The 10,565-nt window shown below is 64.8% G+C and carries 10 protein-coding genes and 1 tRNA gene; 6 read left to right on the top strand and 5 right to left on the bottom strand.

Annotated features, from left to right (window positions below; genetic code table 11):
* Positions 1-145: 145 nt before the first annotated feature.
* Positions 146-234: transfer RNA gene (locus AC5RK6_RS03075), tRNA-Ser, on the bottom strand.
* Between the two features lie 91 nt (positions 235-325).
* The gene (gene tadA / locus AC5RK6_RS03070) at positions 326-796 is read right to left on the bottom strand and encodes a tRNA adenosine(34) deaminase TadA (RefSeq protein WP_274755796.1); all 471 of its coding nucleotides are present in this window, start codon (positions 794-796) and stop codon (positions 326-328) included.
* A 130-nt stretch (positions 797-926) separates the two neighbouring features.
* Here tadA and upp point away from each other — a divergent pair, with 130 nt between their 5' ends.
* Positions 927-1,565, top strand: a complete 639-nt coding sequence (gene upp / locus AC5RK6_RS03065; protein WP_016442150.1) for a uracil phosphoribosyltransferase — start codon at positions 927-929, stop codon at positions 1,563-1,565.
* 100 nt (positions 1,566-1,665) lie between these two features.
* On the opposite strand, the gene AC5RK6_RS03060 is transcribed toward upp, so the two are convergent.
* Both AC5RK6_RS03060 and AC5RK6_RS03055 read right to left on the bottom strand, forming a co-directional pair.
* Positions 1,666-2,451 carry a sulfite exporter TauE/SafE family protein gene (locus AC5RK6_RS03060; protein WP_274755795.1) on the bottom strand — a complete coding sequence of 262 codons (786 nt, stop codon included), beginning with the start codon at positions 2,449-2,451 and terminating at the stop codon, positions 1,666-1,668.
* Between the two features lie 23 nt (positions 2,452-2,474).
* Complete coding sequence (locus AC5RK6_RS03055) at positions 2,475-2,672, bottom strand: hypothetical protein (RefSeq protein ID WP_274734252.1); 198 nt, start codon at positions 2,670-2,672, stop codon at positions 2,475-2,477.
* A gap of 112 nt (positions 2,673-2,784) precedes the next feature.
* Between AC5RK6_RS03055 and AC5RK6_RS03050 the strand changes: the two genes are divergently transcribed.
* Together AC5RK6_RS03050 and AC5RK6_RS03045 are read left to right on the top strand one after the other, a co-directional pair.
* Positions 2,785-3,648 carry a DUF5926 family protein gene (locus tag AC5RK6_RS03050; RefSeq protein ID WP_274755794.1) on the top strand — a complete coding sequence of 288 codons (864 nt, stop codon included), beginning with the start codon at positions 2,785-2,787 and terminating at the stop codon, positions 3,646-3,648.
* Between the two features lie 120 nt (positions 3,649-3,768).
* Entirely contained in the window at positions 3,769-4,554 is a 786-nt protein-coding gene (locus AC5RK6_RS03045; RefSeq protein ID WP_274734254.1) for a glycosyltransferase, read from the top strand.
* Positions 4,555-4,613: 59 nt separating this feature from the next.
* Here the strand turns inward: AC5RK6_RS03045 and AC5RK6_RS03040 are convergent, their stop codons facing one another.
* Complete coding sequence (locus tag AC5RK6_RS03040; protein ID WP_274755793.1) at positions 4,614-7,022, bottom strand: hypothetical protein; 2,409 nt, start codon at positions 7,020-7,022, stop codon at positions 4,614-4,616.
* Between the two features lie 150 nt (positions 7,023-7,172).
* On the opposite strand from AC5RK6_RS03040, the gene pheA reads away from it, so the two are divergent.
* The 3 genes from pheA to serS all read left to right on the top strand — a co-directional run bounded on the left by pheA (position 7,173) and on the right by serS (position 10,495).
* Positions 7,173-8,129 (top strand): prephenate dehydratase, encoded by a 957-nt coding sequence (gene pheA, locus AC5RK6_RS03035; protein WP_274734274.1) that lies wholly within the window; start codon positions 7,173-7,175, stop codon positions 8,127-8,129.
* A 48-nt stretch (positions 8,130-8,177) separates the two neighbouring features.
* Positions 8,178-9,140, top strand: a complete 963-nt coding sequence (locus AC5RK6_RS03030) for an aminoglycoside phosphotransferase family protein (protein ID WP_274734256.1) — start codon at positions 8,178-8,180, stop codon at positions 9,138-9,140.
* A gap of 71 nt (positions 9,141-9,211) precedes the next feature.
* Positions 9,212-10,495, top strand: a complete 1,284-nt coding sequence (gene serS, locus AC5RK6_RS03025; RefSeq protein WP_274734257.1) for a serine--tRNA ligase — start codon at positions 9,212-9,214, stop codon at positions 10,493-10,495.
* Positions 10,496-10,565 lie beyond the last annotated feature (70 nt).

The following is a 10,565-nucleotide window of genomic DNA, read 5'->3' as shown; positions in this document are numbered from 1 at the left end:
AAGTGTCCTATAAGCCGTAATCATATAGCAATATTCAAGACTGAAATAATTAGCTTTTTGGAGAGAAAAATCCATGATTTTAGCCACGTTCGCAAAACTAGAAAAATCCCGCGTCACAGGCGGACCTATGACGCGGGACATCACATGGCGGTGGCGGCGGGATTTGAACCCGCGGTAGCTATTAACTACACATCATTTCGAGTGATGCACCTTCGGCCGCTCGGACACGCCACCGCAGAATAGATTACACGGCACACCCCGGATTTACCTAATCAATGCGGAGCACATCACGTTAACGCTTCGGACGCCGCGCTAACCCGCAGGCTCACCCGCGGAAGAACTTCCGTAGTTGCGCGGAAGTCTCCTCTTCCAACACTCCCCCGATGACCTCAATACGGTGGTTGAGGCGCGGATCGCGCACCACATCGCGCAGTGAGCCGGCCGCCCCCGCTTTTTCGTCCCAGGCACCGAAGATGAGCCGCCTAATCCGGGCGCCAACCATCGCCCCGGCGCACATCGTGCACGGTTCTAACGTGACGTAGATGTCGGCGTCGTCCAAACGCCACCGCCCGAGTGCCGCACCGGCCGCGCGCAGCGCCATGATTTCCGCGTGCCCGGCCGGGTCATGTTCGCGTTCGCGGGTATTCCAGCCACGCGCCACCACGGCACCATCCACCACCACGAGCGCGCCCACCGGCACATCCCCGCCGGCCTCAGCGCGCACCGCAAGCTCCATGGCCTCGCGCATGAATAGCTTTTCCGCCGCGCGCATATCGCCCCGCTCGTCTCCCCGCATAGCTCCATTGTGTCACGAGCCCGAAAACTCGCCGTCCGTACCGCGATCCCGAAAGTGCGCCACCTGTGTCACGAGCCTCAAGGCGGGCCACCCGCGCGCGTCGCCCGCCGGGTACCGCTATCCTTAAAGCATGCACATCCTCGAAATTGACCACCCTCTGGTCGCGCATAAACTCTCTGTCCTCCGTGATGAAACCACCCCGTCGGCAATTTTCCGGCAGCTAACCGAGGAGCTCGTGACTCTCCTCGCTTATGAAGCCACCCGGAATGTGGCGGTGCATGAAGTAACGGTCACTACCCCGGTGGCCACCACAACCGGCGTGAAGCTGGCCCGCCCGGCCCCGATTGTTGTTCCGATTTTGCGTGCCGGCCTGGGCATGCTGGAGGGGATGACGAAACTCCTTCCCACCGCTGAAGTTGGTTTCCTCGGTCTGCGCCGCGATGAGGAAACTCTCGAGGCCGTGACCTACGCTAACCGCCTCCCGGATGACCTGACCGGGAGGCAGTGTTTTGTTCTTGACCCGATGCTGGCCACCGGCCACACCATCCACGAATCCATCAACTACCTGCTCGAACGCGGGGCGCGCGATGTGACCTGCGTGTGCCTGCTGGCCACCCCGCAGGGCCTGGAAGAAGTGAAATCGCACCTTCCCGCGGATGCGGACGTCAAGATCGTCGTCGCCTCCATCGATGAGGGCCTCAACGAGAAGGCTTACATCGTGCCGGGCCTGGGCGATGCCGGGGATCGCCTGTACGGCGTCGTCGACTAAAACGCCACAACCACGCGGGTGAGCGCCGTTTACGCGGTGAACAGTGCTCACCCGCTCTGGTTTTAAGAACGACGACGCCGCCTCCCGGCCCGCGCCCCGCTTAGCTGAGGTCGTTGGCCAGGGTGGCGGACGCCACCGCGAGAAGCAGCACGCCAAAGAGGATGGTGGCGATGCGATCAGGAATGCGCCGGCCGGCGGCTTCTCCACCTATGCTTCCCAGCGCCGAACCTGCGGCGAAGAGGGCAACCACCGCCCAGTCCACGCTAAGGCCGGCCGCGAATTGCGGGATGCGACCAATCCCGGCCGCCACCATATTGATGGTCATGACGAGCAGCGACGTGGCGCTCGCGTAGCGGGCGGGCATACGCAGCAGCAAGATGAGGGCGGGGACCACCACGAAGCCGCCGCCCACCCCGAAGAAACCGGAGAGCGCTCCCGCACCGAAGGCGCCCGCAATGGTGATGAGGTAGGTGCGCCAGCGCGGGGTGGGTGCGGGCTGTTCCGATGCGGCTCCCATCCTTGATTCGCCGCGCGCTCGCACGGCTCGCCAGAACATGCTCAATGCCACCACCACGAGGAGGAGGCTGAGCGACCACACAAGAACGCGCCCAGATACCGCGCCGGCGAGGAAGGCACCCGCCAGGGTTCCCGGGATGCCTACCAGGGCAAAAATGAGGCCGGTTCCCCAGCGCACGCGCCGGGCCAGCGCCGCAGATAGCATGCCAACCAGCGAGGTCACCCCCACGATGATGATGGATTCGGCAGCAGCTTGGTGCGCGGTATGCCCGAAAACGGTCAGGAGAATGGGGATGGTGAGGATGCCGCCGCCAGCCCCGAGTAGACCAACAACGAAACCGACAGCAATTCCAACTCCGCAGGCAAGCACAGCGTCACTCTATCGCAGCGCCGTTAGTCGCGATTCGACCACCAGCGCCAGATGATGACGGCAACACCTACCGCCACCGCGGCGATCCCCACCCAGCGAATTACGGATACGGCCAGCGGATCCGCGGCGGGCGCCGCGAGGAGCTCCCCCGCCAGAGGCGCGGTGAGGGCCGGAGATGTGGTGAGGCCGGCAAGCTGCGGCGTCGTTATGAGCAGATCCATAACGCAACTCTAACGTGACCATCGCCCGCGGGCCGCATCTCACGTAGAATCTCGAGGGTACATACGGCGGCGATGCCGCAGGGCACGCACAGCAGCGAAAAGACGAGGACTTATGGCTAAGAAGAACCGCAAGAAGGATTCGACGACCCCGAAGAAGAAGCGCGCGATTATTCCTTTTGTTGAGCGGCCTTTTGAAGGACTGGATGCCGAGGCGAAGCTGGTGGCAATGCGCGATCTGCTGCCGCTGGCGACCATGACCGTGACCCTCACGGAGGAGTACGGCAGCGAAAAGGTTATTTTTGGCACGTTGCTGCCGAATATGGTCGGCGCGCTGCGGCGCACGGACGGCCAGCTCCTGGTCGCGATGCAGACGGTTATGAATTCCGGCGATGCCTCGTTGGATATCGCTACGCGTGTGCTGGCCGGTCTGGAACTCAAGCCGGGCGAAAGCTACCCGGGTGGCACTCAGCCGGAGGCGGGTTCGCCGCGTTTGCAGGATATTGTGGCGTCGTTCTCCGAGCTGGAGCTGCAAGAAGATCCCGCTTTCTGGATGACGGAGGAAGAGGCCGCCACTCCCGAATCGCAGGCGGCGCTGCGTGACGCCCGGGCAGATATGGTTCCCGCGGCGCGTATCGAGTCCGTGAACGGCGCTTACTGGTGCCGGATGTCGCGCGAATTTTTGCGTTGGGTCCGCCCCGAGCCGCGCGATGCGGTGCTGGACGGTTTGGCGCGCTTGCGGGTATCTGGCGAGGAACGTTGGGACGACGACGTTCGCTTCATCGGTGCGTTCCGCGCCTACGGATTGTCGGTCCCGGTGTGGGAATTGGCGCGCGGTACCGAAGCGGAGGAACTGGAAGAGCCGCTGGCGAAGTTCGCGGAGAAGCTGAGTGCGGCGATTGCTTCCACCGAGCCGCTCAGCGCCGAGGAAAAGCGGGCGCGCTCCGGCCTTGTCTCCCGCCAGGTGACGTTGCGCTAAACAGCGGGGCCACCCGCCCGCTTTGCGGGGCCTTACGCTTAGCCAGCTCTCTTTAGTGAACTTCCCCTAGTTTATAGAAACAGTAAGCAAAGCCCCTACTTTTCCCTATACACTTATGGGGTGAGTAAAGTCGGTCAGGTCGCGGTGGTCGTGCCCGCGAAGGACGAGGAGCAGTACGTGGGGCGTACTGTGCGCGCAGCGTATGCGCTTCCGGGTGTGGACCTCGTGGTGGTGGTTGACGATGGGTCGGCTGATGAAACCCAGGCTATTGCCCGCGCTTCCGGGGCTACAGTGGTGCGCCACTCCGTGAATCGCGGGAAGGCCTCCGCGATGGAGACCGGGGCGAAGGTGGTGCGCATGCGCGACGTTGAGGGCCGCCTACCCCGCCATTTACTTTTCCTTGATGCCGATCTGGGTGATTCGGCTATTGAGTGCGCTCCCCTTATTGCGCCGGTTATTGATGGCACGGTTGATTGCGCTATTGCTGCTTTGCCTCCGCAGGAGGGGGCGGGTGGTCACGGTTTTGTGACACGTTTGGGGCGCCGCGCGATTGAGCGGGCTACCGGCTGGTCCCCTCTTCAACCGCTGTCCGGGCAACGCTGCATGACGGCCGCCGCTTTTGATGCGGCTCGTCCGCTCGCGAAGGGCTGGGGCGTTGAGGTGGGCATGACCATCGATATGCTGGTGGCCGGCCTGACTCTCCAGGAAATCCCGTGCAATATCCGCCATCGGGCCACCGGGAATGACGTGGCTGGGACTTTGCACCGGGCCGGGCAGTACCGTGATGTTTTTCGGGCGGTGTGGTCGCGCCGCTTCCACGGTGTTAAGGTGCCCGCGGAGCTGCACGGCGCTAGCGGTGCCGAGCATTTCGCTCCCTACCGCGCGCTGGTGCTGGAGCATTCCTGAGCACGATTCCCTCCGTCCTCCGCAATATAAATCTCGCGAATTTTCTTTCCGGCTGGCCGCTATATGCCAGCCGGTTTTTCTTGTAATTCTTGGGGGTTTTCTGCGGCAGAATAGACTTCGATGTTTTCCCCGGCCCGCATGAGCCCGAGGGCGAAGGTGGGTGCGAGTAGCGCGATTCCCACTCCTAGGATGACTAGGCCGGAGTCGTTAATGAGGGAGGCGTACCCGAGGGCGAGGAAGCTCGCGGCGGCCGCGGCCGCCAGACGCGGATAGGCCGCACTACATGCATGCACCTGCGCGGTGGCCGGCCGGGCACGCAGATCCCAGCGCCCCGAGGTTACGAGCCACACCACCACACACACTCCCGCGAGGAGGGTTGCGCCTAGCGCGCCGGCCACCAGGGGTGGCAGACCGAAGAAAGCTTGGGATAGTTTTCGTGCGACGACGGCGCCAGCCCCGCCGTGTTCCACCCGGCCGACGAAGTTCCCCAAGTGGGAGGTGGATCCCACCGCGCGGTCAAGCATAGCCATACTGGCCGAGACAGCCACCCCGGCTATGGCCGCGAGCGCGGTATGCCACCAGGTCCAGCGCCGGCCCCAGGTGTGCCAGGTAAGGTAGGCAAAGCCGAGGGTGAGGGCGGGCGGGCCGCCGGCATCCGCACCGAAAGCGGGGAGCCCATCCAGGGCAATCGCGCATATGCCCAGGGCGAGTACGGCGAAGCCAGCCATACGGGTTGACCGGTTCGCGTATGTGGCCGTGCTGCGAGTGCCGCGTATGCGCGCGGCGAGGGTGGCGGCCGCGGCGAGCGCTCCAACCGCGAAGATGGCAAAGACCGAGTTATTGAAACCAAAGAAACGCCCCGCAACGGTGGGCAGGGATCCCATGACCGAGGTATTCGCCAGGGAATACCCTCCACCAAAGGTGCTGACGAGGATGTCCACCGCGATAACAGTGGCGCTGAGTGTTCCCAGCCGTGCTAACGGGGCGGCTATCCACTGCGCCCCTGCTGGCGCGTGGCGGCGCGGGCCTGCTAGCGCCCAGGTGGCGAGGAGCGCGGCGAGGACAGCCAGGCTGCTCCACCAGCCAAGTAGCGGGCGGGAGAAAGTCCACCACGGAATAATGCCGATAAGGAGCGCACTCACGGGTAGGGCTGCGAGCCAGGCGAGGAGCTGTGCGAATCCGGTGGGGCGGGCTTGCCGGGCCGCCGCGACCGTTGCGGGTGGGAAGCGAGAGAAACGGACCAGATGGACGGCAATAACAGCAAAGCACACCAGCCCGAGCCCGGCGAGGAGGAGGTAGAACTGCGGACTTAGACGCGCGGTCAGGTCAGCGCGGAGTGCTTGCCCGTGCAGGGTGGCGCTGACCGCGGCCAGCGTGGTACTTCCGCCGTTGTCTACCGTGAGCGGCGCGGGGGCGCCGGTATGCCAAGCAACAACGCTGGGCGCCAGGTCAATGAGCTGAACGAGGCCGGCGGTGCGGGTGGTTGTGGAACGGGCGAGCGTGGTGCTGCCATGCGGTTCTAGCAGCGCAAAGAAACCGAGTTCGGCCCGCTCAGCGCGGTCCGCCACAGCGGTGATCACGATCCGGGCCCGCGGTTGGCGCGCGGTGACGAGCCCGATGATTTCCCCGAGGCGTTCATCCAGGCTAGCTATATTCCCCGCGCCAGCGTTTCCTACCTCAGCGCCCCCAGTATCAGCACTTCCCGCGTCAATGACGGTGAGTTCCCGCCCTTCGAGCACCGAGTCATCAGCTAGAAACTCCGTGAGAGCACGGTAGGAGATGCGTGATTCACCCTGACGGTTGAGGGCGAGGGCGGCGCCAGGGCCAACCGCGAGCACCTGCTCCGGCACCACTCCCTGCGCTAGCGCACCCATGACTACCGGGTAGTGTGCGGCACTGCTTTCTTCACCTAGCTGCTCCGCATCGCGCACCGTACCATCCTGGGAAACCAAGGATTCCAATGCTGCGCACCGGTTTGCCGCGGGGGTGATAGCCGCGCGGGCACCGGCCCCGAGGCTTACCCAGCCATCCGCCGCGCAGGTGGTAGGCGCGGCCGTACGCACGGAAATATTGGCCAGAGCAGCGCCGTAGCCGCCCACGTTTTCCACGCCCGGGCTTTCCGCGCCCAGGCTTTCCACCCCGGAGATGCGATCACCCGCGCCACCCCGGCCAGAACTTGCCAGAGCCGCGCTGAGCCGCGGGGTACTTTCCGCACTGAGATCTGCCCAGCGCAGCCCGGCCACCCCGATGATCACCGTGGGGCGCGCTTGATCCGGTGCGCCCCACGCTGCCGAGCCGCGCTGCACCACCGGGGTGCCCTGCGCGCTCGGCAGGCTCATCGAGCGCGCGGAGGCCGGCACCCCGCCCAGGGCAAACCCAAGCACCATCGCCACAGCAGCAAAGATACTGGCCAGGATTCCAAGCCGCGCCGCGCGCCCGCCGCGGCTATCACCGTGAGAATTCCGCATGGCACCAGCCTACTCGGCGCTTACGACACTTTCGGACGCCCCGAACGCCCCACTTCCGGGGCGGGATACAATAACCAGGCGGCAGCGCGGGCAGGTGCACCGCCGCCCAGCTGCGCCGTCGTACTATTTCTCCACGCACGAAAGGACACCATGCAATCCTCGCCCGCTACCGAACCGGTCCGCTATTCTTTCCTCGGCCCGCGCGGCACGTTTTGCTTTGCCGCTTTGCAGCAGGTAGCCAGCGAGGACACCGCCACCTTCGTACCCGCCGTCGACGTTCCCTCCGCGCTGCGGATGGTGCGCGCCGGGCAGACCGATGCCGCCGTGGTGCCCATCGAAAATTCGGTAGAAGGCGGCGTGAACGCCACTCTCGATTCGCTCACCGCCGGCTCGCCGCTGGAAATTCGCGGGGAAATGCTGGTTCCTATCGCCTTCTCGCTGGCGGTGCGGCCCGGCACGCGCGCCGCGGATATTCGCCGGGTCGCCACCCACCCGCATGCCTGGGCACAGTGCCGTACCTGGATCGCTGAGCATCTGACCGATGCCGTCCACGTGCCGGCTACCTCCACGGCCGCCGCGGCGCGCGAACTGGCGGAAAACCCGGATGCGGATTTTGATGCCGCGATTTGCGCGGTTCCCACCACCGGCGTGTACGGGCTCGCCTCACTTTCCGACGAGATCGCTGACAACCGCAATGCCGTTACCCGCTTTATTAAGGTGAGCAAGCCCGGGGAGATCCCGCCGGCGACGGGCTCGGATAAAACGACGCTGATGGTGCGGCTGGCCTCGGAAAAGCCCGGTGCACTGCTGGAAATGCTGCAACAATTCGCCGCGGTGGGCGTTAATTTATCGCGTATCGAATCGCGCCCGGCCGGCGACCAGCTGGGCCGCTACGCTTTCTCCCTGGATGCCGAGGGCCATATTCACGACGAGCGGGTGCAGGCCGCGCTGATCGGGCTGCACCGCATTTGCCCCGAGGTAACCTTCCTGGGCAGCTACGCGCGGGCGGACCGGCAGACCACTCGCCTGCACGCCGGTACCTCCGACGAAGATTTCGGCGCCGCGCGCACCTGGGTTGCCTCGCTGCTCAGCCGGGTAACCCGCTAGCGCCCGCAACAAGATTCACCGGTATTTTCGAGCTCCATCGAGGCACCCATGAACCAGCTGCGAACACTGCTTACCAAGGAGCAGTATGCGGCGTTTATGGCCGCCTGGGAGGAATTGCGCGGTGGGCCGCTGCCCGGAACTTCCCACGGCCCGGACAATGTGCGGGTGCGGGATCTTTCCTGGCCGGAGCGTGAGAGCACCGTTCTCCACCTCAGCGGCTCCGGGGTGTCCTGGATTCTCAAAACCGCCGGGAACACCGCTTACAGCGTGGGGCGCGAAGCGCGGGCGCGGGAGTGGACCGGCTCTTTGCAGGCGTGCGGCACCGTGGCGCGCCTGCTCTGGTACGACGCCGCAGCCCCGCTCGCCCTCCTCGACTACCTGCCCGGATGCGATGTTCTGGGTAGCGCATGGGAGTTTTCCCCGCGGGTATATCACCGGGCGGGCGCTGCCCTCGCGCTTCTCCACGGGGCGGGGGCTCGCCTCGATCACGGCTTCGCCAAGGGCGCCCTCACCCGCACCCGCGCGCGGATCGCTGAGATTCACGCGCGTGCCCCGGGCGGCACCCTGCCCGATGACCTGGGTGAGAAACTTGCTGAAGCAGAAGACTTTTTAGCGAGTTACCGGCCGCGCGGCGTCGTCGTGCATCCCACGCACGGGGATTGGCAGGCACGCAACTGGTTGTGGGGTGAGCCCGCCGGCCACCTGCGAGTTATTGATTTTGGGCGCTTCGGGTGGCGGCCGGCCGCCGCGGATCTCCTGGAGCTCCACGATGTGTGGCAGCACTACCCGGAACTAGAAGAAGCTATGAAGCGCGGCTACCGGGAGGCCGGTGGAAAGTGGCCCGGTGGGGAACGGCCCGGTGGCGACATCGCAAGTGTCCGCTGTGAAGCCGGCAGCGAGGGCGATATCGCGCGGCTCTTAAGAGTCGCGCGCGGCGTCGGCCATCTGTGGCACCGCGCCACACACGAAACGCAGCACGGCAGCCCCGCGGAACGCGAAAAACACGCCTGATCCCACACCGCAATGAGGCCGAAACGGCCCGCCGGATCGCGGGCGCGCCCGCCGCGCGCTAAGCTGGTTCCATGCTTGATATGCGTTCTGTTCGCGAGAATCCGGAAGCCATCCGTGAGTCCCAGCGCCGCCGCGGGAATGATCCCGCCACCGTCGATGCCCTGCTCGCCGCCGACGATGCACGCCGGACCACCCTGCAAGAGTTCGAAGCCGCCCGGGCCGAACAAAAAGAGGTGTCGCGATCCGTGGGGAAGGCATCCCCGGAGGAACGCCCCGCGGTGCTCGCCCACGCCAAGGAGCTGGCAGAAAAGGTCAAGGCGCTGGATGCGGCCGCGGCGGAAGCAGAAGAAACCTATCTGACCGCGAATCGCGCGATTGAGAACCCGGTGCTCGCCGGAGTGCCCGCGGGTGGGGAAGATGATTACGAGGTGCTGGAAGTTATCGGCACCCCGCGCGATTTTGAGGCGGAGGGCTTCACCCCCAAGGACCACCTCGATATCGCGGAGGGCCTGGGGGCCCTGGATATGGATCGCGGCGCGAAGGTCTCCGGATCGCGTTTCTACTACCTCAAGGGAGTGGGCGCGCACCTCGAAATGGCGATGTTCCGCATGGCCATCGATCAGGCCGCCGAGCACGGCTTCACCCTCATGACCACGCCCACGATTGTGAACCCGGATATCATGTCCGGCACCGGGTTCCTCGGGGAACATTCCGATGAGATTTACTACCTGGGCGCGGATGACCAGTACCTGGTGGGCACCTCCGAAGTGCCGCTGGCCGGCTACCACAAGGATGAGATTTTGGAGCTGGGCGGTAAGCCGCGGCGCTACTGCGGGTATTCGGCCTGCTACCGGCGCGAGGCCGGCTCCTACGGGAAGGACACCCGCGGGATTATTCGCGTGCACCAATTCAATAAGGTGGAGATGTTCTCCTACTGCCCGGTGGAGCAATCCGAGGAAGAACACCGCGCGCTGCTGGCGATGGAACGCGAAATGATCGGGAAGATGGAGCTGCCCTACCGCATTATTAATGTGGCGGCCGGTGATCTGGGTTCTTCCGCGGCGCAGAAATTCGATTGCGAGGCGTGGCTGCCCACTCAGCATCGCTATATGGAAGTCACCTCGACCTCCAATTGCACCACCTATCAGGCGCGGCGCCTCAATGTGCGCGAACGCGTGGATGGGAAAACCCGCGCGGTGGCCACCCTGAACGGAACGTTGGCCACCACCCGTTGGCTGGTGGCGCTCTTCGAGAACCACCAGCAAAAGGACGGCTCACTCTACGTGCCCGAAGCCCTGCGGCCCTACCTGGGCGCCGGCCTGGCCGGGCGCGAGTACATCGAGCCGATTAACTAGCGAACAAACTCGGTTGAGCTGGCAAACTAACCGATGAGCTAACCTGTCTGAGCGGTAGAAACTAAGGCGG

This window comes from Actinotignum sp. usb-actsch-213, assembly GCF_059085665.1.
This window is presented reverse-complemented; position numbering and strand designations above follow the sequence as displayed.

Excerpts from the sequence above, each read along its gene's own strand:
- tadA (WP_274755796.1), bottom strand. The coding sequence starts at position 796 with ATGCGGGGAGACGAGCGGGGCGATATGCGCGCGGCGGAAAAGCTATTC.
- upp (WP_016442150.1), top strand. The coding sequence starts at position 927 with ATGCACATCCTCGAAATTGACCACCCTCTGGTCGCGCATAAACTCTCT.
- AC5RK6_RS03055 (WP_274734252.1), bottom strand. The coding sequence starts at position 2,672 with ATGGATCTGCTCATAACGACGCCGCAGCTTGCCGGCCTCACCACATCT.
- AC5RK6_RS03050 (WP_274755794.1), top strand. The coding sequence starts at position 2,785 with ATGGCTAAGAAGAACCGCAAGAAGGATTCGACGACCCCGAAGAAGAAG.
- AC5RK6_RS03040 (WP_274755793.1), bottom strand. The coding sequence starts at position 7,022 with ATGCGGAATTCTCACGGTGATAGCCGCGGCGGGCGCGCGGCGCGGCTT.
- pheA (WP_274734274.1), top strand. The coding sequence starts at position 7,173 with ATGCAATCCTCGCCCGCTACCGAACCGGTCCGCTATTCTTTCCTCGGC.
- AC5RK6_RS03030 (WP_274734256.1), top strand. The coding sequence starts at position 8,178 with ATGAACCAGCTGCGAACACTGCTTACCAAGGAGCAGTATGCGGCGTTT.
- serS (WP_274734257.1), top strand. The coding sequence starts at position 9,212 with ATGCTTGATATGCGTTCTGTTCGCGAGAATCCGGAAGCCATCCGTGAG.